This window comes from Bacillus sp. 17RED48, from assembly GCF_019837545.1.
GTDB classification, from domain to species: Bacteria; Bacillota; Bacilli; order Bacillales; family Bacillaceae_G; genus Bacillus_A; species Bacillus_A wiedmannii.
The window spans coordinates 260,862-286,078 of the sequence record NZ_JADAXG010000001.1 but is presented as its reverse complement, the minus strand read 5'-3'; the positions used below and the strand labels follow the sequence as shown (position 1 = coordinate 286,078).

Annotated in this window: 21 protein-coding genes; 4 read left to right on the top strand and 17 right to left on the bottom strand. The window is 36.8% G+C overall.

Annotation, left to right across the window (positions count from 1 at the left end; translation table 11 throughout):
• Positions 1–4 precede the first annotated feature (4 nt).
• The 4 genes from polA to ILT06_RS01570 form a co-directional block, all read right to left on the bottom strand.
• Positions 5–2,638, bottom strand: a complete 2,634-nt coding sequence (gene polA, locus ILT06_RS01585) for a DNA polymerase I (protein WP_000412834.1) — start codon at positions 2,636–2,638, stop codon at positions 5–7.
• Positions 2,639–2,921: 283 nt separating this feature from the next.
• Entirely contained in the window at positions 2,922–4,685 is a 1,764-nt protein-coding gene (gene phoR / locus ILT06_RS01580; protein WP_001032126.1) for a sensory box histidine kinase PhoR, read from the bottom strand.
• The gene (phoP, locus tag ILT06_RS01575; protein ID WP_001065222.1) at positions 4,678–5,397 is read right to left on the bottom strand and encodes a two-component system response regulator PhoP; all 720 of its coding nucleotides are present in this window, start codon (positions 5,395–5,397) and stop codon (positions 4,678–4,680) included. The genes phoR and phoP overlap by 8 nt, the downstream gene beginning before the upstream one ends.
• A 159-nt stretch (positions 5,398–5,556) precedes the next feature.
• On the bottom strand, positions 5,557–5,793 hold the full coding sequence (locus tag ILT06_RS01570; RefSeq protein ID WP_064474610.1) for a hypothetical protein: 237 nt from the start codon (positions 5,791–5,793) through the stop codon (positions 5,557–5,559).
• A gap of 89 nt (positions 5,794–5,882) precedes the next feature.
• On the opposite strand from ILT06_RS01570, the gene ILT06_RS32370 reads away from it, so the two are divergent.
• Entirely contained in the window at positions 5,883–6,014 is a 132-nt protein-coding gene (locus tag ILT06_RS32370) for a hypothetical protein (protein WP_001265022.1), read from the top strand.
• A gap of 56 nt (positions 6,015–6,070) precedes the next feature.
• On the opposite strand, the gene ILT06_RS01565 is transcribed toward ILT06_RS32370, so the two are convergent.
• From ILT06_RS01565 to ILT06_RS01545, 5 genes are all read right to left on the bottom strand, one after another.
• Positions 6,071–6,544 (bottom strand): MaoC family dehydratase, encoded by a 474-nt coding sequence (locus ILT06_RS01565; RefSeq protein WP_000914190.1) that lies wholly within the window; start codon positions 6,542–6,544, stop codon positions 6,071–6,073.
• A 216-nt stretch (positions 6,545–6,760) separates the two neighbouring features.
• Complete coding sequence (mdh, locus tag ILT06_RS01560) at positions 6,761–7,699, bottom strand: malate dehydrogenase (protein ID WP_064474609.1); 939 nt, start codon at positions 7,697–7,699, stop codon at positions 6,761–6,763.
• Between the two features lie 19 nt (positions 7,700–7,718).
• Positions 7,719–9,011, bottom strand: a complete 1,293-nt coding sequence (gene icd, locus ILT06_RS01555) for an NADP-dependent isocitrate dehydrogenase (protein WP_064474608.1) — start codon at positions 9,009–9,011, stop codon at positions 7,719–7,721.
• 160 nt (positions 9,012–9,171) lie between these two features.
• Complete coding sequence (gene citZ / locus ILT06_RS01550) at positions 9,172–10,320, bottom strand: citrate synthase (protein ID WP_002073260.1); 1,149 nt, start codon at positions 10,318–10,320, stop codon at positions 9,172–9,174.
• A 386-nt stretch (positions 10,321–10,706) separates the two neighbouring features.
• Positions 10,707–11,168, bottom strand: a complete 462-nt coding sequence (locus ILT06_RS01545; protein WP_000625511.1) for a DUF441 domain-containing protein — start codon at positions 11,166–11,168, stop codon at positions 10,707–10,709.
• A 420-nt stretch (positions 11,169–11,588) separates the two neighbouring features.
• On the opposite strand from ILT06_RS01545, the gene ytvI reads away from it, so the two are divergent.
• Positions 11,589–12,707: a sporulation integral membrane protein YtvI gene (ytvI, locus tag ILT06_RS01540; protein WP_088048028.1), complete on the top strand. Its 1,119-nt coding sequence runs from the start codon at positions 11,589–11,591 to the stop codon at positions 12,705–12,707.
• Positions 12,708–13,231: 524 nt separating this feature from the next.
• Here ytvI and ILT06_RS01535 read toward each other — a convergent pair.
• From ILT06_RS01535 to dnaE, 8 genes are all read right to left on the bottom strand, one after another.
• The gene (locus ILT06_RS01535) at positions 13,232–13,621 is read right to left on the bottom strand and encodes an FxsA family protein (RefSeq protein WP_064474606.1); all 390 of its coding nucleotides are present in this window, start codon (positions 13,619–13,621) and stop codon (positions 13,232–13,234) included.
• Positions 13,622–13,817: 196 nt separating this feature from the next.
• Positions 13,818–15,575, bottom strand: coding sequence for a pyruvate kinase (gene pyk, locus ILT06_RS01530; RefSeq protein WP_001232679.1), 1,758 nt, complete (start codon positions 15,573–15,575; stop codon positions 13,818–13,820).
• A gap of 53 nt (positions 15,576–15,628) precedes the next feature.
• The gene (gene pfkA, locus ILT06_RS01525; RefSeq protein WP_000821162.1) at positions 15,629–16,588 is read right to left on the bottom strand and encodes a 6-phosphofructokinase; all 960 of its coding nucleotides are present in this window, start codon (positions 16,586–16,588) and stop codon (positions 15,629–15,631) included.
• A 128-nt stretch (positions 16,589–16,716) separates the two neighbouring features.
• Positions 16,717–17,691 (bottom strand): acetyl-CoA carboxylase carboxyl transferase subunit alpha, encoded by a 975-nt coding sequence (gene accA / locus ILT06_RS01520; protein ID WP_064474605.1) that lies wholly within the window; start codon positions 17,689–17,691, stop codon positions 16,717–16,719.
• Positions 17,679–18,548 (bottom strand): acetyl-CoA carboxylase, carboxyltransferase subunit beta, encoded by an 870-nt coding sequence (gene accD / locus ILT06_RS01515; RefSeq protein WP_000942866.1) that lies wholly within the window; start codon positions 18,546–18,548, stop codon positions 17,679–17,681. The genes accA and accD overlap by 13 nt, the downstream gene beginning before the upstream one ends.
• Positions 18,549–18,733: 185 nt before the next feature.
• A complete protein-coding gene (locus ILT06_RS01510) occupies positions 18,734–19,378 on the bottom strand; it encodes a FadR/GntR family transcriptional regulator (protein WP_000204434.1) in 645 nt (214 codons plus the stop codon).
• Between the two features lie 14 nt (positions 19,379–19,392).
• Positions 19,393–20,601, bottom strand: coding sequence for an NADP-dependent malic enzyme (gene ystJ, locus ILT06_RS01505; protein WP_161796084.1), 1,209 nt, complete (start codon positions 20,599–20,601; stop codon positions 19,393–19,395).
• A gap of 133 nt (positions 20,602–20,734) precedes the next feature.
• Complete coding sequence (gene dnaE / locus ILT06_RS01500) at positions 20,735–24,061, bottom strand: DNA polymerase III subunit alpha (protein WP_064474604.1); 3,327 nt, start codon at positions 24,059–24,061, stop codon at positions 20,735–20,737.
• 42 nt (positions 24,062–24,103) lie between these two features.
• On the opposite strand from dnaE, the gene ILT06_RS01495 reads away from it, so the two are divergent.
• On the top strand, positions 24,104–24,517 hold the full coding sequence (locus ILT06_RS01495; protein ID WP_002008713.1) for a YtrH family sporulation protein: 414 nt from the start codon (positions 24,104–24,106) through the stop codon (positions 24,515–24,517).
• The gene (ytrI, locus tag ILT06_RS01490; protein WP_064474603.1) at positions 24,514–25,017 is read left to right on the top strand and encodes a sporulation membrane protein YtrI; all 504 of its coding nucleotides are present in this window, start codon (positions 24,514–24,516) and stop codon (positions 25,015–25,017) included. Before ILT06_RS01495 ends, ytrI begins: the two co-directional genes overlap by 4 nt.
• Positions 25,018–25,217 lie beyond the last annotated feature (200 nt).

Below are 25,217 nucleotides of genomic sequence, written 5' to 3'. Positions count from 1 at the left end.
TTCCTTATTTTGCGTCGTACCAAGTTGGACCGTAAGAATAATCAACTTTCAGCGGAACTGCGAGTTCAATTGCATGCTCCATTACTTCTGGTACAAGCTTCTCTAATTTTTCAATTTCTTCTTTTGGCGCTTCAAATATCAATTCATCGTGTACTTGCAGAAGTAGACGCGCCTGTAATCCTTCTTCTTCTAGACGGTCTGCCATAATAATCATCGCTTTTTTAATAATATCTGCTGCAGTCCCTTGAATTGGTGTATTCATAGCCGTACGCTCAGCAAAGCTACGTAAATTGAAATTACGACTCGTAATTTCCGGAATATAACGGCGGCGATTTAATAATGTAGCCACATATCCTTTTTGTTTCGCATCTTTTACGATGTCACTCATGTATTCTTGTACACCAGGGAAACTTTCTAAATACTTTTCAATAAATTCCGCTGCTGCTTTTCTTGTAATTCCTAAGTTTTGTGAAAGACCATAATCACTAATACCATACACAATTCCGAAATTAACAGCTTTCGCTTGTCGTCTCATATTCGAAGTTACTTCATCTTTTTCAACGCCAAATACATCCATCGCTGTTTTCGTATGAATATCCATATCATGTTGGAACGCTTCAACTAGCCCTTTATCATTTGCAATATGAGCTAATACGCGAAGTTCAATTTGTGAATAATCTGCCGCGTACATAATCCATCCTTCTTCTGATGGAACAAATGCCTGACGAATCTTTCTTCCTTCTTCTAATCGAATCGGGATATTTTGCAAGTTCGGATCCGTTGAACTTAATCGACCTGTTTGCGTTAATACTTGATTGAAACGAGTATGGATTTTAGATGAATCTTCATGTACAACTTTTAATAAACCTTCAATATAAGTTGAATTCAGTTTCCCTAATTGACGATAATGTAAAATGTTTGGAATGATTTCATGGCGATCCATAAGCTTTTCTAGTACATCAGCTGACGTAGAATAGCCTGTTTTCGTCTTTTTAATAACTGGTAAGTTTAAGTTCTCAAACAGAATAACACCAAGCTGTTTCGGTGAATTAATATTAAATTCTGTTCCCGCAAGCTTATAAATTTCCTGTTCCATTTCCTTTAATCTACCTGCAAGTTCTTCTCCCATATTACGAAGACGCTCCGTATCAACTTTTACACCTTTTACTTCCATATCAGCTAATACACGCGCAAGTGGTAATTCTAACTCTGTAAACAGTTCATATTGCTCATTCTTTTGTAACTCTTCTACGAATGTTTGCTTTACATCATATAATACGTGCACTTTACGAGCTACATGCTCCGCTACTACTTCTAGCTCTGGAACAGCACGCTTCGCACCTTTTCCGTAAACTTCTTCATCAGATTTCACAGCATGTGTTTCTTTCATTTTTGCTACAGTACGGAAATCTTTATCCGTATCAGCCGGGTCAAGTAAATAAGCAGCGATTAATAGATCAAAGTCAATCCCTTGCATATCTATCCCGTTCCATTTAAGTGCAACGATTGCGCGCTTCGCATCAAAGGTATACTTTCTCATTTCTCCATCTGCAAGCCACTCTTTAAAAGCGTCTGACTTAAGAGCAATGTCTGTTTGAATAAAGTAACAGCCATTTTCATTTTGAATACCAAAACCTTGAATGTCCGCTCTATGATAGTTATCTTCTTGTACTTCAACAATAAGCGCACTATCTTGCACTAGCATTTCTTCTGTAACTTCTTCCACAATATCAAATGTAATATCATCTAATTCAGCTGGAGTCGTTTCTTCTGGCGTAACACCTAATTTATTTAAAAGGGATGTAAATCCTAAATTCTCGAACATTGGAATCACATCACTTGCTTCATACCCTTTATACTCCATATCATCCACATGCACTGTAATCGGTGCATCTGTAATAATAGTTGCAAGATCTTTACTCATAAGAGCTTGGTCTTTATTTGCTTCTAGCTTTTCTTTTAATTTCTTCCCGCTTACTTGATCTATATTTTCATACACTGCCTCGACCGTTTCAAACTGTGTTAACAATTTAATCGCAGTTTTTTCACCAACTCCTGGTACACCTGGAATATTATCTGACTGGTCTCCCATTAAACCTTTCATATCAATAATTTGCTTTGGTGATAAGCTGTATTTCTCAAATAAAGCTTCTTTCGTATATTCATCCACTTCTGTAATCCCTTTGCGAGGAATACATACGAGTGTATTATCTGAAACAAGTTGCAGTAAGTCTTTATCTCCTGAAATAACTTTTACATGAAACCCTTGTTCACTCGCTTCTTTCGCTAACGTCCCCATAATGTCATCCGCTTCATAATTTTCTAATTCATAACGCGGTACGTTGAAAGCATCAAGCATCTCACGAATAAACGGGAATTGCTCTGATAATTCAGGTGGAGTCTTTTGACGCCCTCCTTTATACTCACTATACGTTTTATGACGGAATGTCGTTTTACCCGCATCAAACGCTACTAACATATGCGTTGGTTTTTCTTCCTCTAATATTCTCATTAACATCATTGTAAAACCGTAAATTGCGTTCGTATGTATACCTTTGTCGTTATTTAAAAGCGGTAGTGCAAAGAAAGCACGATACGCGATATTATTACCATCTACTAATACGACCTTTTTTTCCAAACCAGAAACCTCCCCATACAAATTTGAAATGATTTTTTTCACAGAAAAAAACCGTTCCTTTCCTCTCTCTATATTAACATGACTAATAGAGAGAAGAAAAATAACGGCTATTTTCTATTATATATACAAACGTTTACTAACATAAAAGGGAAGTGACGAGAACAGCATAACTATTCTCGTCCAAAATTACTCCTTGGATGAAGGGGTTTTCATGTATTATATTAACAGACCTTTATTAATATTTAATTAAGCCATTGTTAATATATTGTAAATATCCTTCATCCTATTTTTCAGTTGCTGATTTTGGTAAAACAACTGTAAATGTTGTCCCTTCCCCAACTTCACTATCCACTGTAATCGTACCGTGATGTGCCTCAACTAAATGCTTTACAATCGATAATCCAAGGCCTGTACCACCAGTATTTCTACTTCTCGCTTTATCCACTCGGTAAAAGCGTTCAAAAATACGCGGAATTTCATCTTTACTAATACCAATTCCGGTATCCGATACTTTTATATAAGCATTATATTTATCTTCTGCTAATTCTACAGAAACAACGCCTCCAGCCGGCGTATATACGATTGCGTTATTCATTAAATTAATAAAGATTTGCTTCAAACGACTTGGATCTCCAATGACCGAGACTCCTTTTAGCGCATTTACTTGTAAAGAAATTTCCTTTTCTCCTGCTTTGTTATCAAGCACCATATGAATGTCTTCAAGAAGTCCCTTCATATCAACGGTCCCCATACTCAATTTAAATCCTTGTTGCTCAATCTTTGATAAATCTAATAAATCTTCAATTAACCCTTGCATGCGTTCACTTTCTTTTAAAATAATGTGCAAGAAATGTTCGCAGAATTTTTTATTATCCATAGCACCGTCCAAGAGCGTTTCTGAAAAACCTTTAATAGAAGTAATCGGTGTCTTTAGTTCATGAGAAACATTCGCTAAAAAGTCTTTTCTCATTTGTTCTAATTTCTTTAGCTCAGTAATGTCATGGAATACAAGGACAATCCCTTTCCATTCATGGTTCGTCCCGATAATCGGTGCTCCATATACTTCGAAATGCTTTCGCTCAATTCCAAGCGGCAATAACATTTGTTTACGCACTTTCACTTCTGTCATAAAGATTTCTTCCACGAGCTCTATAATTTCTGTATGATGAAACGACTCATAATATAAACGATCTAAATATTCTTCATCTGTTACGTGGAAAGTCTCCTTATACGAACGGTTTACAAGGTTTATATAACCGCGACTATCAATTAAAATCATTCCGCTTCCCATATTTTCAATTAACGTATGCAGACGATCTTGTTGCATTTCTTGCTCAAGTGTCATCTCTTGTAAATTACGGGCTAAAATATTAATCGCTTTACTCAGCATTCCCGTTTCATCCGAATGACTCTCATAAGCGCGTGCTTTATAATTTCCCTTCGCTAATTCGATAGCAACTTTCGTAACGGATTCAATCGGCCTAATATATTGCCCTGTAATTTTCATACCTAAAAATACGACTACGAGACAAGCGATAACAAATCCGATAATTAATAATCCCCACGTTTTTTGATGAACAGATTTCAAAGGCTCAATTGTACTTTTTACCAAAATGTACCCTTGTTTTCCTGCTACATCTTGAACGAACACCGCATGGTAAAATTCATTATTCTGCTCTGTTTCTTTCGTAATGACTTTATTTCTTTGTTTCGTTGTTTCAGAAGTAAGTTCTTTAATTATCCCTTGGCTAAAAGCAGACTGTTCTCCTCCGCTATATTGAACTTTCTTTTTTTCATCTACAAATGCAATAGAAGCCTGTATTTTTTCTTCTAACTTTTCAAATACATATGGATTTTTTAAAACATCATCAAAACCCTGTTCTTCTGCTAATACCGCAACATACTCTGTCTCTTTTACCATTCTCTCTTTGGCATGATCTATATAGTAGTTTTCAAACACGGTTTCCAGTAATAAACCTAGTCCAACTAAAATAAAAACAATAAGAGAAACAAATGTAAAAAGAAGCCTGGAACGAAATTTATTCATCCCCTTTTGGCTCCTCTAATTTATATCCTAAACCACGTATCGTTTTAATGTACGTCGGTTTTTTCGTATTTTGTTCAATTTTATCGCGCAAATGGCTAATATGAACGTCAACAATTCGTGTATCACCAGCAAAATCATAGTTCCATACAGCACTTAATAATTGATCACGTGTCAACACGCGACTTTTATTTTTCGCAAGATAAACAAGTAGTTCAAATTCTTTTGGTGTTAATTCAAGCTTTCTTCCTTGGAAATAAGCCTCATAAAATTCCGGCAAAATTTTAAGTTCAGCAATTGTGATGCTCTCTTCATCTGACGCTTCTTTCACTTGTTCTTCTTGTTGTAATTTCGTGCGGCGCAAAATTGCCTTCACACGCGCAACAACTTCCCTTGGGCTAAATGGCTTCGTCATATAATCATCTGCCCCAAGTTCAAGACCTAGCACCTTATCAAATTCATCATCTTTTGCTGTTAACATTAAAATCGGCGTCATAACGCGCTGCAATCGTAATTCTTTACACACTTCCATACCATCCATTTTTGGAAGCATTAAATCTAATATAATTAAATCTGGGCGTTCTGTTGTCGCTTTTTGAAGCGCCATTTCTCCATCCATCGCTGTTATCACTTCAAACCCAGCTTGTTGTAGATTAAATTCAATTAAAGTTAAGATAAACTCCTCATCATCAACTACTAAAATACGATTGTTCATTCTTTTCCTCCAAGTTATAGACTTGAAACCTTCTTCATCCTAGCATTTTCCCCGTTATTCTCATCATACTAGAAAATAAGGTCCCTCTCAATATAATTGTCTATTCATGGAGCTCGTTTGTACTATCATTATTCCTAAAAACAACTCCACTCGGCTTAATTAACTTGTTGTTATCCATACTTTATACACTTCTATATCGTTATTAAACTCCACATTCGTATAAATATTAAATTCTCGATTTTGCGCTAACAAAAACGCAAGAGCATACGCTATTTTATAGTCTAGCGTTTCATATCCATCAAATACTCTTCCATACATTTCATTCGCGACCCCGTCTGCCCACACTTCAGCTTCTCTTATCGTTTCAAAGATAACATCTTCTCTTTTCCACTTCATCTTAAAAATCACCCCTTTCATTGACTTCAATTACCAATAAATATATTATTAATTTAAATATATAAATAAACACAATTCCGGGGGCTATTATGCGAGTATTACTACCTATTTTAACTTTAGTAGTAACATGTTTCCTTACTTTTAACGTACCAAGCTGGGATACGATTAAAACAGGTTGTTCAGAATTTGCCGAAGGGTTTAAAGAAGGGTTTTTCAACTAAAAATAGCGCTAGTCCCTTATAGTAAGGTATGCTAGCGCTATTCATATTTTCATGTTTTAAAAATTATCTAATGCTTTTTCCATAATAGAAACTGATTTAAAAGGCGGTGTTACTGTTAAGGAACCTTTTACAACCGTTTCTCCTTTTTCATCATGAGCAGATACAAGCATATCAATTGTATGTTCCTCCTCAGAAACAGCCACAACTTCAAAGTGGATTTGTAACGTTTCATAATGGTGAACATGCTTCACGAACGTAAGGTCCTTCCTAGTAATATGACTACCTGGACCTGGTAAATATTTCGTAACTGCCGTTGTAATCATTCCAGTTAGCATAATGCTTGGTACAATCGGCTTTTCATACGGAGTTTGGGATGCGTAATCATGCTGAATATATAATGGATTGGCATCATTCGTTAACCCTAAGTACAATAACAAATCTTTATCCTCAATTTTTTCAGTGATAGATAATTTCTCTCCTACTGTAATTTCATCCATTCTACGACCAATTTGAACTTTTTTCTTTAACATGTTACAACCCCCTCCGATTTTTTCACCTTATTATCCTACTAAAATCGATACCTTATCCGAATTTTACTATGATGAGGGCAATGTATAGTATAAATCTATAGTTTCATTATAGGATACACCAAATGACAGCGTTTTCATATTATTTCAAAAAAACATTTGAATAAATAGTAGAAAAAGATTCGGGGCCCCGAATCTTTTTCCGCTTATATTTAATTATTAAACAAGAACCTTCATTACATTACGTACAGATTCTACAGAGCGATCTAACGCTTCTTTTTCATCTGCAAGAAGTTCTAACTCAATAATTTTTTCAATTCCGTTACCACCTAGAATTACTGGTACCCCTAAGTAAAGGTCGCTATAACCATATTCACCTTCAAGGTACGCAATAGCTGGTAATACACGGCGTTGATCTTTTAAGATTGCTTCTGTCATTTCAACTAAAGAAGCAGCTGGTGCGTAATATGCACTACCGTTTCCTAATAAGCCTACAATCTCGCCGCCACCTTTACGGGTACGTTCTACGATTGCTTCTAAACGCTCTTTCGGAATTAACGTTTCTAACGGAATGCCACCTGCATAAGAATAACGTACAAGAGGTACCATATCGTCACCGTGTCCACCAAGAACAAATCCTGTAATATCTTTCACAGAAAGATTTAATTCTTGTGCAATAAATGTACGGAAACGAGCTGTATCTAATACGCCCGATTGACCGATAACACGCTCTTTCGGGAATCCTGCTTCTTTAAATACAGAATATGTCATTGCATCAACTGGATTTGTTAATACAACAATAATCGCATTTGGTGAATGTTTTGCAATGTCGCGCGTAATACTTTTCATAATTTTAGAGTTTGTTGCTACTAAGTCATCACGGCTCATACCAGGCTTACGCGCAATACCTGCTGTAATAACGACAACGTCAGAATCAGCAGTATCTTCGTAATTAGATGTTCCAATAATGTTAGCATCAAAACCTTGTACTGGGCTCGCTTCTAACATATCTAACGCTTTCCCTTTTGTTGGATTTTCCAGTTGTGGAATGTCCACTAATACAACATCTGCAAGTTCTTTTTGTGCTAATAAGAATGCTGTTGTTGCTCCTGTAAATCCTGCACCGATGACTGAAACTTTCTTGCGTTTGATTGTCATAATTTACCCCCCGCTTTAATTATGCGTTTTTGATTATCGCTACATCCATATTTTTAATAAGTTCATTAGCGAACTCAGAACATTTCACTTCTGTTGCACCTTCCATTAAGCGTGCGAAATCATAAGTTACTACTTTTGAAGCAATTGTTTTCTCAACTGAATCAGTTACTAAATTCGCAGCTTCGTTCCATCCTAAGTGCTCTAATAATAATACACCAGAAAGAAGAACTGAAGATGGGTTTACTTTATCTAAACCTGCATATTTTGGAGCTGTACCATGTGTAGCTTCAAAGATAGCATGTCCAGTCACATAGTTAATGTTTGCACCAGGTGCAATACCAATTCCACCTACTTGTGCAGCAAGTGCATCAGAGATGTAGTCTCCGTTTAAGTTCATTGTTGCAACAACATCGAACTCACGTGGACGAGTTAAAATTTGTTGTAAGAAGATGTCTGCAATAGAATCTTTTACGATGATTTTTCCAGCCACTTCAGCGTCTGCCATCGCTTTATTCGCTGCATCTTTACCATCTTTCTCAACGATACGATCATATTCAGCCCAAGTAAATACTTTATCGCCGAATTCTTGTTCCGCTACTTCGTAACCCCAGTTTTTGAAAGCACCTTCTGTAAATTTCATAATGTTTCCTTTATGAACTAATGTAACAGAAGAACGCTTTTCGTTAATTGCATATTGAATTGCAGCACGAACAAGACGCTTTGTCCCTTCTTCTGAGATTGGTTTAATACCAATACCAGATGTTTCTGGGAAGCGGATTTTATTAACACCCATTGCTTCTTTTAAGAAAGCAAGGACTTTTTCTGCTTCCGGAGATCCTTGTGCATATTCAATTCCAGCATAAATGTCTTCTGTATTCTCACGGAAAATAACCATATCAGTATCTTCCGGACGTTTTACAGGTGAAGGAACACCATCAAAATAACGAACTGGACGTAGACATACATATAAATCTAATTCTTGACGAAGTGCTACGTTTAGAGAACGAATACCACCGCCAACTGGAGTTGTAAGTGGACCTTTAATCGCGATTAAATATTCACGGATTAAATTTAAAGTTTCTTCTGGTAACCACTCGCCTGTTTGGTTGAATGCTTTTTCCCCTGCAAGCACTTCTTTCCAAACGATTTTCTTCTCACCATCATAAGCTTTTTCAACTGCTGCTTCTAGTACACGAGATGCAGCTGCCCAAATATCAGGACCAATTCCATCTCCTTCGATAAATGGAATAATCGGATTGTTTGGTACATTCATAACACCATTAGTTACAGTAATTTTTTCACCTGTCGTCAATGTGATAACCCCCATGTTTGAAATTTCATATGTATGAAACTGAGGGAATAACCCCTCAGTTCAAACCGTTATTTAAATTAAAATATTCTAATCATTACGTCTTTCCGAAAAAATCAGACTTTTGAAAGCGTATTTTCACTATCAAAATAGTGTTTTTTGCTTATCGTTGTGCAATTGGAACGTACACTTGATGTGTTGGTCCATTATAATCAGCACGTGGACGGATTAAACGGTTGTTTTCATATTGTTCTAGAATATGAGCTAACCAGCCTGACATACGGCTAATTGCAAAAATAGGTGTAAATAAGTCATGGTCAATTCCTAAACAATGGTATACAGAAGCTGAATAGAAATCAACATTTGGCGGAAGACCTTTTTCTTTTGTTACAATGTCTTCAATTTTGATAGACATATTATACCATTTGTTTTCTCCTAAAAGCACGCATAATCTCTTAGACATTTCGCGTAAATGTTTTGCACGCGGATCACCCTGCTCATATACACGGTGGCCAAAGCCCATGATTTTCACTTTATTTTGAAGAGCATTATGAATATATGATTCTACATTTTCTTCTTCGCCAATTTCAGTTAGCATCTTCATTACATTTTCATTTGCCCCGCCGTGAAGAGGACCTTTTAACGCACCGATTGCTGCTGTAATACCAGAATATACATCTGAAAGTGTAGCTACACAAACGCGTGCAGTAAATGTAGAAGCGTTTAACTCATGATCTGCGTGAAGTACAAGCGCCTTATCAAAAGCTTCAATTTCAACTTCATTTGGCTCGCGATCATTTAACATGTACAAGAAGTTTGCAGCTAATGATAAATCGTTTCTAGGCTCAACAACATCTAAACCTTTACGAATTCTTGCATAAGCAGCAACTAAAGTTCCCACTTGAGCCTGCAATTTAACCGCTTTCAAATAATTGGAGTTTTCATCCATAATTTCAGCGCTCTCATCGTATAATGATAGCATGGAAATTGCAGTTCGTAAAACAGACATCGGATGTGCGATTTTTAAATCTACTTGTTTCAAATATGTTAAAATCTCACCTGGAACTTTATAGTATTCCGATACAGTCTCTTTAAATTTCGCTAGTTCTTGTTCATTAGGAAGCTTGCGATGCCATAATAAGTACACTACTTCTTCAAATGTAGCATTCTCAGCTAAATCATCAATATTATACCCAACATAAGTTAATGTATCATCAATAATAGAGCTCACAGATGATGTTGTTGCTACTACCCCTTCTAAACCTCGAATAACAGTCATGACATTCTCTCCTTTTCCTGAAAATTCTCCCAACCTTGCTCCTTATATCTATTTGCTCCCCTTTTGAATTATGAACGCCCGTTCACTCTTTAGGCAAGCAAAATGCACGATCATGCAAATTTATTGCGATGTTCCCCTCTTATGTCCATTGTCTACATGGAAAGCATGAGCGTGAATGTCTCCCCGAATCCTCACGCTCAAAACAACAAGTTAGTGAGGAAAATTAATTCCGAAGAGTTTTATGATAAAAACAACATAAAACAATATCATTATAAAATTGTTTTATGTTGTTTTTATTTTATCTGGTGTAAAGTCTCTGCTGTTATGTAACTTTTCAAAGTTTCTAATCCTATTATAAACAATTATCTGACTTTTGTGAACAGAAAGAATTCAAAATTTTTATATTACTATAAAATTCCTCATTTAAACATCTGTATAATACTCATAACTGCATAGGCAATTCCAGCCCCAATTAATGGACCTACAGCAACTCCATTAAATAAAGCAACCGCTATAATTGTCCCGAAAACGAGCGCAGTTGTAATATGAGGATCCGTCGTCAATAATTGTACGCCGCCTTTCGCTAACAAAGCAACCGCTACCCCTGAAGCTAAAGCAATCCATGCATAATACGATTTCGCCGCTTCTCCAAGTTGTTTAAAACCTATTTCCCCCGTTGCAATCGGTACGAGTACTGCTATTGTAATAACCGTTACACCGAGGTTAATCCCTTTCGTTTGTAGATAAGGAAAGACTTTATCTCCTAGAAACGTAAATTTCAATAAAAATAACACACCAATAGCTACAGTAAGCGATTGGTTTTTAGCAACAAGTCCTATAATAAGTAGTATGAATAAAAATAACGTTGACTGACTAATCATGTTTGCACTTCCTTTCTGAAAATAATGAACTCATTTCCAAACAAAAATACCTTTAAACCTATCGTTATACATGCTATATCGATGTATATTCAACAATAACCACTTCATTTTTTATGTATTTTAAACTGACAAACTGAGACTTTCATCATCAAAAATTTAAGCATGTATACATTTTTGAAAACGATTGTCTCTCCTTTCTTTTCTAATAAGAAACAGGTAAAATAAAAAGAAGAGAAAATGAAGTTTTTACCATATAGTAGAAGCATCAACACCAAGCTTTTACAGTCACTCATGTACTGAAAAAGCAGGAAAAATCCATCATTCCACTATAACATAAAGTGAAACTTTAATCAGTGCAGCACACTCGTTATAAGTTGAACGAATTAGGATAATCCAAATTGGAATGGGAGGTATACATCTTTGAACCGAAACTTACTATATATGATATTGCGACTCATATTTGTCATTGTAGCAACGGTAGCCGGGTTCTATGCATTACTATATATGTCAGGACTTATCTACCCTTTTATTATCGCTTTCGCATTTGCTTATTTGATTAATCCTGTCGTCAATTTCCTTAATCAAAAACTACAATTTCCTCGCGCACTAGCAGTACTCGTTAGCTTAATTCTCGTATTTGGAGCTATCGTTGGACTCGTTACATATCTTGTAACAGAAGCAATATCTGCCACAACATACTTACTACAACTTGTTACAGTAAAGTTTCCGGATATCGTTAAATTCGCAGAGCAATTTGCACTTAATCATATTATGCCTCTCTATGATGATTTAATTTCTAAATTTAATCATCTTGGGGAACCACAGCGCTATACGATTACACAAAACATTCAAAACTTAGGAACCGAAGCAACGACGCAAATGAAAGAACTTTTAACTGCTATTATAAGCGGGTTAACAAATTTCATTAGTGCATTACCAACAACTTTAACTGTCCTTGTATTCGTTTTATTAGCCACTTTCTTCATTAGTTACGATTGGCACCGTCTTGCTCAGAAAGTAAGAAAATTTTTGCCGAATCGTGTTCATGGCTATGGAAAAACTATTTTTGTCGATTTAAGAAAAGCTTTATTTGGTTTTGTTAAAGCGCAACTTACACTCGTATCTATGACAACTGTTATTGTACTAATCGGACTTTTAATATTACGCGTACCATACGCCATTACTATCGCGATTATTACAGGGGTTGTAGATTTACTCCCATATTTAGGAACCGGCGCCGTCTTCGTTCCTTGGGTTATATACGTATTTTTCACTGGCGACACTGCTTTCGCCATCGGTCTTCTCATCTTATACATCGTCGTGATTGTCCAAAGACAAATTATGGAGCCTAAAGTACTCTCATCTAATATCGGCCTCGATCCATTAGCAACACTGATCGCTCTATTTGTCGGCTTTAAGCTTTTTGGCTTTTTAGGATTAATCATCGGTCCAGTCACCTTAGTACTACTTAATACATTGCACAAAGCTCGTGTATTCCATGATTTGTGGAAATATATTAAAGGCACACCTTCAAAATAATAGTTTCTAATTCATATACAACAAAAAACTTACATGTAATCAGTGGGAAATTCCCACTGATTATTCCTTGTACTTATTTTTTACACTCATTACATACAACGAGAGAATTGCCCCAGAAAAAGGATAATACTCTTGTTTTTTTGCATGAAAAACGCATATTTCGAGGTATTTTTACATATTTATTCTATTATTCCTATAATTATTACTTACATTTATTACTTTTTATGTAAATGAATAAATATACAAAAACCAGCTTGAGTTCATATGAATTTCCCTACAGTATACTCAGTAAGAACTACCTACATATCCAACCGAAAAATACACAGCAAATATAATAAAGCAAAACTACGATTATTAACTTTCACCAACCGGATTAGTATGAGCAGTCCGATTTCCACTTAACTCCTTCGCATTCACCAAATTTTAAGGCATGATACAGCAAAACTTTAATTAACAGAACTTCATCCATCCGCCATCCTTTTGCGGGCAAAAAAAATAGTGCTTAGATCGCTATAATCTAAGCACTATTTCTGCACAATAATAGTAGAACTCTTTCTAAACTTCCATTCCATCCACTTCATAACAAATGGCTTCAACAAAGCCCTCGTCATAGGGATAACGAAGATCAAACCCATTATATCCGTTACGTATCCAGGAAGTACCAAAAGAATACCTCCTACAAAGATAAAAATACCATCCAGTACCGCTCCTCCTGGCATTTCTCCTCTATTCAACTTAGATTGAATCTCTCCAAGTACTTTAAATCCTTGTCTTTTCGCCAAATAGACACCTACAACACCCGTAAATACAATCATAGCGAACGTAGACCATAAACCTATTACATGACTCGATCCAATTAAGACTGTAATCTCAATCGCCGGTATTAAAATAAACAAGAATAGTAACCACTTCATAGTTCTACACTCCTCTCACGCATCACTTTAAACGAACCCATAACGCCCGTATACGCTACACAAAAACTAAACACCTTTCCCTATTGAACCTCGTAACAAACGGCTTCTAAACCCAATTCCAGGCGTTTCAAGCTGATTCCACCTCGTTTTTGTGTAAAAAAAAAGAGAAGGACTCCGATCCTTCTCTTCATATTACTTATAGCACTTCCGCATGTCCATTATAAACAATTCCGCGTGCTGCATCAACTGTTACTTCTTGGCCATTTTTTAAAGTTGCTGTTACGCCGTTTACACCAACGATAACAGGAATACCGATTGATACACCTACAACAGCCGCATGGCTTGTTAGACCGCCTTCTTCTACAACTAGAGCAGCAGCTTTTTCGATTGCAGGAATCATATCTTTATCAGTGCTTGTTGTAACAAGGATATCACCTTTGTTTACGTTCGCTACAGCTTCAGCAGCTGTTTTCGCTACAACTACTTTACCTTTTGCAGCTTTACGACCGATTCCTTGTCCTTTCGCAACTTCTTCACCAACAACATGGATTTTCATTAAGTTTGTTGTACCAGTTTCAGCAACTGGAACACCAGCAGTGATTACTACAGTGTCTCCAAGTCCAATTAGACCTGCATCCATACCTGTTTGAATTGCAGTATCTAACATTTCGTCAGTAGACGCTGCACGTTTTCCAGCCATAAATGCTTGTACACCCCAAACAAGTGCAAGACGACGTCCTACTTGCTCGTCAGATGTTACAGCTACGATTGGAGATTTCGGACGGTATTTAGAGATCATTTTCGCAGTATGTCCACTTTCTGTTGGAGCTACGATTGCAGCTACATCAAGAGCAAGTGCTGTATGCGCAACAGATTGGCTAATTGCATCTGTGATTGTTGGAGTGAACTCTTTAATACGTTTTTTGAACATATCTTCATATTGTAATGATTTTTCAACACGTACTGCAATGTTAGCCATCATTGTTACTGCTTCTACTGGGTATTGACCAGCAGCTGTTTCACCTGAAAGCATGATTGCATCTGTACCATCGAAGATCGCGTTAGCTACGTCACTTGCTTCTGCACGAGTTGGACGTGGGTTACGTTGCATAGAATCTAACATTTGTGTCGCAGTAATAACCGGTTTACCTAACACGTTACATTTTTTGATTAGACGTTTTTGTACTAATGGTACTTCTTCTGGCGGAATTTCTACACCCATATCACCACGAGCTACCATTAAACCGTCAGAAACTTCTAAGATTGAATCGATGTTATCGATACCCTCTTGGTTTTCGATTTTCGGTACGATTTGGATGTATTGAGCGTTATGCCCTTCTAATAATTCACGGATTTCTAATACGTCAGATGCTTTACGTACGAATGAAGCTGCGATGAAATCAACTTTTTGCTCGATACCGAAAACGATATCTTTTACGTCTTTTTCAGTGATACCAGGAAGCTTAATGCTTACGTTTGGTACGTTAACACCTTTTTTATTTTTTACAGTTCCGCTGTTTAAAACTTTTGTACGGATGTTTCCGTCAGCTTTTTCGATTACTTCTAGTTCGATAAGACCGTCATCGATTAGAATACGAGAACCTGGGTCTACATCGTCATAAAGACCAGCATAAGATACAGAGAACTTCTCTGCAGTACCTAATACTTGCTCAGTAGAAAGAACTACTTCCGCACCTGTTACAAGCTCAGCTTGTCCGTCTACGAAGTCGTGAGTACGGATTTCTGGACCTTTTGTATCAAGTAAAATACCAACTGTTTTACCAGTTTTCTTTGAAGCTTCACGAATGTTTTTAATACGAGCGCCGTGCTCTTCATGGCTACCATGAGAGAAGTTTAAACGAGCAACGTTCATACCTGCTTCGATTAATTGTTCTAATTTCTCAATACTTTCACTAGCAGGACCTATAGTACATACAATTTTAGTTTTACGCATATTGCACCTCCGAAAATTATGAAACCGTTCCCAAATATCCGACATTAAGCCGATTAGATGGATAATTCTTTAGATAATTGATACATATCTTTATCGATTGTATGCTTTTGAGCTAACGCTTCGATAATATCATGATCAACAAGTTTATTATCTTGAATACCTACACAACGTCCACCTCTACCAGCAATTAATAATTCAACTGCTCTTGCGCCAAGACGACTTGCTAATACACGGTCTTGTGCACTTGGTGATCCACCACGTTGTACGTGACCTAATACAGTTACACGAGTATCAAAGTTTGTTGCTTCTTCAATGTGCTTACCGATGTCAATTGCACTTCCAACACCTTCAGCCACAATGATAATACTGTGTTTTTTGCCACGTTCACTACCGCGCTTCAGACGAGCAATAACATCTTCCATGTCATACTCTTCTTCTGGAATTAAGATTGTTTCGGCACCATCAGCTAAACCAGCCCATAATGCGATATCTCCAGCATGACGTCCCATTACTTCGATAACATATGTACGTTCATGAGATGTAGCTGTGTCACGAATTTTATCAATTGCATCAATAACAGTATTTAAAGCTGTATCGAAACCAATTGTGAAGTCTGTTCCAGGAATATCATTGTCAATTGTACCTGGTACACCAACACATGGGAATCCTTGTTCAGTTAATTTTTTAGCACCTTGGTAAGAGCCATCTCCACCAATAACAACAAGTCCTTCGATACCGTGTTTCTTTAATTGCTCGATACCTTTTAGTCGTACTTCTGGATCTTTAAACTCAGGACATCTTGCTGTATATAATTTCGTACCACCACGGTGGATAATATCGCCAACAGAACCAAGTTCTAATTTTTCAATATGACCAGAAATTAAACCAGCGTATCCATGGTAAATACCATATACTTCAATATCATGGAAAATCGCTTTACGAACAACTGCACGAATGGCAGCATTCATACCAGGTGAATCTCCACCACTTGTTAATACACCAATACGTTTCATTTGTACTCACCTCATAAAGATTATTTGCCTTATAATAAAATAACACGAAAAAATATAAAAACACAATGGAGAAGATGTGTCTTTTCATAATAAAAACGTGCATTCGCGAAGAGGAACGCACGCTTTTATTATTTTATCCCAATGGAAGCGTTTGAAAACGAAACTTGCCCAATTTTCATATATTTTTCATAACGTTTTTCGATTAATTCATCTTTCGAAATTCCGCTTAATTGTTCAAAAGTTTTCTTAAGCATTAAATCTATATTTTCTGATTGTTTTAAAATATTACGATGCGCTCCGCCTTTTGCCTCTGGAATAATTTCGTCAATTACACCTAATTCTTTCAAATCTAATGCTGTAATTTTCATCGCTTCTGCAGCTTCTTTTGCTTTACTAGCGTCTTTCCAAAGAATTGCCGCCGCACCCTCTGGTGTAATAACAGAATACGTGGAATTTTCCAGCATATGAATGTAATCGCCTACTCCAAGACCTAACGCACCACCACTACCACCTTCACCGATAACAATACAAATAACAGGGACAGTTAAACCCGCCATTTCAAATAAATTACGGGCAATCGCCTCACTTTGTCCACGTTCTTCAGCTGCTTTACCAGGGTAAGCTCCCTTCGTATCGATGAAACAAATAATAGGACGATTAAACTTTTCCGCTTGTTTCATTAGACGCAGTGCTTTTCGATATCCTTCTGGATGAGGCATCCCAAAATTACGACGAATATTTTCTTTCGTATCTTTTCCGCGTTGGTGCCCAATTACAGTTACAGGCATCCCCTTATATTTCGCAATGCCGCCGACAATCGCTGCATCGTCGCCAAATAGGCGATCTCCATGACATTCAAAAAAATTAGTAAATAAGTGCTCAATATAATCGAGCGTTGTCGGTCGTTCTGCATGACGAGCAATTTGAACACGGTCCCATACTTTCATATTGCCGTATATATCTTCCTCTAATTTTTCTAGCTTGTCTTCCAAAATACGAATCTCCTCACTGAAGTCCATCTGGCTGTTTTTCGTATAGTCTTTCAGTTCACGAATCTTATTTCTTAGCTCAACAACTGGTTTCTCAAATTCTAGCTCTGCCATACAGCCATTTCCCCTCCTTGATGAACTTCTAAAATCTTACGGAGCGATTCTCTCATATCATCACGATGCACAACCGCATCTAATTGACCGTGCTCTAATAAAAATTCTGCCGTTTGGAAATCTTCCGGTAGTTTTTCACGCACTGTTTGTTCAATTACACGTCTACCAGCAAATCCGATAAGTGCACCTGGCTCTGCAAGATTGTAATCACCAAGTGAAGCGAAACTCGCTGAAACCCCGCCCGTCGTTGGGTGAGTCATAACAGAAATAAATAACCCTCCTGCATTACTATGCTTTTTCAAAGCTACGCTTGTTTTTGCCATTTGCATTAAACTTAATATCCCTTCTTGCATACGGGCACCACCCGACGCAGTAAAGATAATAAATGGAACTTGTAAGTCGTATGCTTTTTCAACTGCACGGGCAATTTTCTCTCCTACAACAGAGCCCATGCTGCCCATTCGAAAACGAGAATCCATTACTGCAACAACAACAAGCATGTCATCAATTGTTCCTTCACCAGTTACAACCGCTTCGTTCAATTTAGTCTTCTTACGATCGCTCTCTAGTTTCTCTTCGTATCCTGGAAACTCGAGTGGATTTAATGAAACCATTTCTTTGTCATACTCACGGAATGACCCTTCATCCAATATACTATCAAGACGTTCCCATGCATTCATAGGATGATGATATCCACAATTCACACATACTTTTAAATTTTTTAGAAGCTCTTTCGTATACATGATTTTTTTACATTTCGGACATTTTGTCATAACGCCATCTGGTACATCTTTTCGTACTTGTTCTGAAGGTATTGCAGCGTACTTTTTCTTTTTCACGAATAAATCTCTTAGCACAATTTGACCCCCTTCGTTGAGAGCTAAGGTTAGCGCAAGAAGAAAATTGGGCTAACACCAAAGTTTGATGTTAGCCTTATCTTCTCAATCTGTCTAATAACCTCACTCTTTACGTTTAACTTTAACCGCTACGCGATAGAATGTTTGTCATAACGTGTCATGGTCATTTCGACAAATTTTATACATTACGAGTGAAACTGTATATTCTCTACTAATTCATCGTAAATTTTTAGTGCATCATTTTCTTGTTTTTCTTCCAAAGTAGCATAAAGCTTTCTATACATATCGATAGAATCTCCTGAAACTTCACAAGAAAGAGTTGATACGTAATCATTTACGATCATCCAAATGCGATATAGTAAATAATTATCGACTTGTTCAATGAGTGTTTTAAAGAACGTTTGATGAAGCATCGGAATTGAATTTTCATTTTCTTCAAGCACTTGATTTAATTTTCTTAGCACTTTAGAAAACGTTTCTTTCGGCAAATTACATACAATTCGAATCATATCTTTCTCAAGCAATCGTTTTGTTTGTAATAAATCACGAATTGTTTTCTCATCTTGCAGTAAGAACGGCGCAATCAATTGTACAAGACCGTTATCGTAAAAGTTTCGAATAAACGTCCCTTCACCACGTCTCGTTTCAATCAATCCTACCAGTTCTAAAGCACGCAATGCTTCTCTTACAGAGGAACGCCCTACGTTTAAACGTGAACTTAACTCACGCTCAGACGGCAAACGATCCCCTGCCACCAATCCATCTTCTTCCATAATGGAACGGATTTTTTTTACAATTTCGAGATATACTTTTGTATTTGATGATGTCAATGGAAATTCCTCGCTTATTCTTTACCAATCAGCGCTAATTGTTTTGTTTTCTCAGCAATCTCATTTGGATCTACTTGACGGCGAGCTACTCCTGTCTCCATTGCAGCTTTCGCAACGTAAGCTGCCACTTGAGGCGCTACACGCGCGTCAAACGGTGCCGGAATGATATAGTCTGCATTCAACTCATCTTCTGCTACAAGCTCAGCAATAGCCTGTACAGCTGCCATCTTCATTTCTTCGTTAATTTGTGTCGCATGTACGTCAAGTGCACCACGGAAAATACCAGGGAACGCTAGTACATTATTTACTTGGTTCGCGAAGTCAGAACGACCCGTTCCAACAACAGCTGCGCCCGCTGCTTTTGCCAATTCTGGCATAATTTCTGGAACTGGATTCGCCATTGCAAAAATAATTGCATCGTCATTCATTGTACGAACCATCTCTTCTGTTAATGCACCTTCTGCAGATACACCAATGAATACGTCCGCACCTTGTACAACGTCAGCTAAAGAACCTTCGATACGATTCTTATTTGTATATTTTGCAACTTCATCCTTCACCGGATTCATACCTGTAGGACGACCATCATAGATTGCGCCTTTACGGTCACACATAATAATGTCGCGTACACCATAGCGATATAAAAGTTTAATAATTGCAATACCTGCTGCACCTGCGCCATTTGCGACAACTTTAATGTCAGACATTTTCTTTCCAACTAATTTTAGCGCGTTCACAAGACCTGCTACTGTTACGATAGCTGTTCCGTGTTGATCATCATGGAAGATAGGAATATTTGTTTCTTTTTTCAAACGTTCTTCAATAATGAAGCAGTTTGGTGCTGCGATATCCTCTAAGTTAACGCCGCCAAAAGTTGGCTCCATTAATTTTACAGTTTCAACAATTTTATCTACATCGTTTGTATTTAAGGCAATTGGGAATGCATCTACACCAGCAAAGCTCTTGAATAATACAGCTTTACCTTCCATTACTGGAAGAGATGCTTCAGGTCCAATGTTACCAAGACCAAGTACAGCCGTGCCATCTGTCACAACTGCTACCATATTTCCCTTCATCGTATATTCATATACCTTACTTTTATCGTCATAAATTTCTTTACAAGGTTCTGCAACCCCTGGAGAATATGCAAGACTTAAATCTTTTGCATTTTCTACTTTTACTTTTGATACAGTTTCTAATTTTCCTTGATGCACTTTATGCATGTGAAGTGCTTCTTCACGAAGTGTTGACAAACTATCCACTCTCCTCAAATTATTCTAGCTGATATCAATTTCTCCAAGTGGTCTGACCACGAACACTACTACTATAATAATCGAAGTGTAGGGAAATTGTCCATTATATTTTCACAACCACATTTTCTTCCCCGACAATTTCACGAAGTGCTCCTAAACATTCTTCACTTGGATGAATCGATAAACTTCGAGATAATTGTACCATTTTATGTTCCTTTTCATAATAAATTAGTACTTTCGCAAAACCTGAATAGTCAAACAATATTTTAGTAACCTGATTTAAAAGCTTTTTCTCATACTGAGACGGCAATTTCACGTAAACAGATGCGTCTTTCTTTTCTTCATACACATCCATTTCTTCTAATGGATATAGTCCATTTACAATCCATTGTAACTTATGATTTCTTAGCTCAATCATGCCGTCAACTAAAACAATTGCTCCTTCTTGTAACTTATCTGAGAAATGTATATACGTTTCAGGGAAAAGAACTGCTTCCATTTCATCATTTTGATCACAAAATGTAATAAACGCCATCTTTTGCAACTTTTTCGTACGAATCACTCTCACGCTTGTTATATACACGATAGCCCTTTGTACTTTTTTCTTATGTCGCATCGCCTGAGCAAGAGATGGAATTTCTAATTCTTTCGCTAACTTCACATACTGCGCTGTCGGATAGCTTGATAAATAAAAACCTAGTGCTTCCTTCTCCTTATTTAACTGTTCAATAAAAGAGAGCTCTTCTCCTTGTACGTATTTTGATTTTGGAACAGCATCTCCTAAATCACGTGCAAGATTTGCGTACTCTAACGCTCCTTTAAGGCTTTTCCATAAATTTGTTCTCGAAACACCAAAATCATCAAAACATCCAGACCAGACGAACGCCTCTAAATTTCGCTCTGTTACAAACTTTGATGGCATGCGAAGACAAAATTCAAATAAATCTTCAAACATTTTTTTCTCTCGTTCTTCGAGTAATGCTGTCACTGTAGCCATTCCGATGTTTCGAATGGAAAGTAAGCTGTAACGTATCGCATTGCCTTCTATTTGGAAATCGTAACCACTTCTCTGAAGAGACGGCGGCAAAACATGAAAACCTTTTCGCTTCGTTTCGCGTATATACTGCACAATCTTATCTTCATTTCCAATTGCACTTGATAATAGTGCCGTCATGAATTCCAACGTATAATTCGCTTTTAAGTAGGCAAGCTGATATCCAATCATACTGTAGGCTACGGCGTGACTTCGGTTAAAACCGTAATTCGCAAATCTTACAATCAAATCGTAAATTTTCTCCGCGGATGTCTCGTCATAACCGTTTTTTAAACAACCTTGCACAAAATGCTTACGTTCCTGATCTAAAATATCACGATTTTTTTTACTCACTGCACGGCGTAATAAATCTGCTTCTCCGAGCGAGAATCCCGCCAACTTCGACGCAATTTGCATAATTTGTTCTTGGTATACAATTACACCGTATGTTCTTTCTAAAATCGGCTTTAAATCCGGATGTAAATATTCAATTTTTCTTTTTCCGTGCTTTGATTCAATAAAGGTTGGAATTTGTTCCATTGGTCCTGGTCTATATAACGAGTTAACAGCGACAATATCTTCAAATTCATTCGGTTTTAACCCGCGAAGTACATTTCGCATACCACCTGATTCAAGCTGGAATACACCTGTTGTATCCCCTCTACCTAACAATTGGAACGTCTTTTCATCTTGAAGCGGTAAATTTCTTAAATCAATTTGTGTTCCCGTCTTTTTCACGATAAACTTTATAATATTTTCAAGTAACGTTAAATTACGTAATCCTAAAAAATCCATCTTTAACAAACCAAGTTCTTCTAATGCATCAGCTGGATATTGCGTAACATACACATCGTTATGCCCTTCTTGAATTGCAACACTTCCTGTTAACGGCTCTTGACTCATAATAACGCCAGCTGCATGAATAGACGTATGACGTGGTAAACCTTCTACACGTTTTGCAATTTCAAACACACGCTCATGCAACAGATTCCCTTGTATGAACTCACGGAGTGATTGCGATTCCTCATATGCATCTTTTAACGTTATACCGAGCTTTGATGGGATAAGTTTTGAGAATATGTCAATATCTCGCGGCGGAAGCCCCATTACACGCGCAATATCTCTAATTGCCGCTTTCGCTGCAAGCGTCCCGAACGTTACGATTTGTGCAACACGAAGCTGACCATATTTATCTTTCACATATCGAATCATCTCATCACGTCTTATATCTGGAAAATCGATATCAATATCTGGAAGTGTCACACGTTCGGGGTTTAAAAATCTTTCAAATAATAGATCATATTCAATCGGATCAATATCTGTAATTTCTAATACGTAAGAAACGAGTGAGCCAGCTGCCGATCCACGTCCTGGTCCTGTTAAAATATGATTTTCATGCGCATACTTCATAAAATCCCACACGATGAGGAAATAATCACTAAACCCCATACTAGAAATAACGGTTAATTCATGATTCAAACGCCTTATATGTACTTCTTTCGGCGTACCATATCGTTTCTGCAAACCTTCTTCACAAACGCGGCGTAAATACATATCATTCGTCTCGTTAGCTGGAACAGGAAATTTCGGTAATTGATTTATATGAAACGGTATTTCTACTCTGCAACGTTCTGCAATTTCTACTGTGTTATAAATCGCTTCTTCTACGTGAGAAAATAGTGCTTCCATTTCATCTGATGATTTTAAATAATATTGATCCGTTTTCAACCTTGGTCTATCTGGATCAGTCATTTTCGTTCCACTTTCAACAGATAATAAGCACTCATGAACAAGTGCGTCACTTTGATTGATGTAGCGTACATCATTTGTCGCAACGACTGGAACATTTATCCTACTCATAAATACAGGTAATTTCTCTTGCAGGAGCAGTTCATCTTGAATCGCATGATGCTGCAAACTCATATAAAAATTACCGAACATACTTTGATACATGCGAGCTACTTCTTCAGCTTGACTCTCTTTGTCTTCTAATAATAATTGTTCAATTTCCCCATCTTTACCTGGTGAAATAGCAATTAATCCTTTCGCATAATGGGCAAGCCACTTTTTCGGAATACCTTCTTTTGACTTCGTCATAATGCTACTAGAAATCTTTAATAAATTTTGATAGCCCATTTCATTTTCAGCAAGTAAAACAAGCGGATAAGATTTTTCCTCTTCTTCACTAAAAATAGAAGCTGTTAAGCCGATAATAGGCTGTATACCATGTTTCTTACATGCTTTATAAAACGGAATAACGCCATACATAACATTTTCGTCCGTAATAGCGAGTGACGAAAAACCAAGTTCTTTCGCCCTGACTACAAGCTCATCAATTTTACAAGCACTTTTTAATAAACTAAAAACGGTTTGACATTGTAAATGCACAAACTTCACTGTTGTACCCTCTCTTTACCAATCTGACTACTTTTATTATAGGTGATGAGGAAAGCGGAAATCAAAACATACTTCTTATACTTTGTCCATATATATGAAGAAGAAAGGGGAATGACGATGGATGTAAGAGAACATACTTTTTTCTCTCTGCTTATTATTAGTTATTTTATTGCCTTTGGGGTTATACTTGGTGGTTCATTAATTGGTGGATTTGGTGCATTTCTTATCGGAAAACCAACTCTAACTTACATTAATCAATTCGCCCAAAATTTAAGAATTTGGGCACTCGTTGCAGCAATTGGCGGAACATTTGATACTTTTTATAGCTTTGAAAGAAGTTTCTTTGGCGGAGATATGAAAGATATCGTAAAACAAATTCTCCTTATTTTTTTCGCAACGGGTGGTATGCAAACCGGTCTTATTATTATTAAATGGCTAACGCAGGAACATGTATGAGAGTACCAAGTGCCAATACAGCAAAAAGATGGTATTTAGTTTTAGCTGGTGCTGCTGTTGGAGGCGTGTTGAGCTGGTTTATTTTTTTGTACATATACGGTGTTTTTCAAGAAGAACAAGCTATTAAAATAGCAGAACAAAAAGAAATTATAGAAAAACAAGAAGCAAAGCTCCACGTCCTTCTCGAAGATCAAGAAAAATTGAATACAGAAAATAAACGACTCTTAACTATTCAAGAGATTAAAATAAAAATAATCAATCGAGAAAAATACGATTTAGACAATCTTACACTCGAAAATATGACCACTTCTATTCATAATGACCTCCAGCATCTTTTAACGAAAAACATACAAAGTATCGCAAAAAATAAAGACCTACTCAAAAAAGCAATCGAAAATAAAACGTATAAACATTACGATCGTCTATACCGCTTTAAAGTCGATACAATATCTTTTGATACCGTGCTTGAAATTAGCATTGCTATAGAAAAAGAAAAATAAAATCCCTCCACTTTATCGACATATATAACTCGATAGATGGAGGGGCTTTTTATTTTATTATCGTCATGAGGGTTCTCTTAAAACATAAAAAAAGACGTTTTTGGGAGTTTTTCATTATTCCATCAAATCAATCTCATAAATAACAAAAAACCCCTATTTATTGATGTTTCATTTAAAAAACAAAAAAGAAGGGCTTAAGC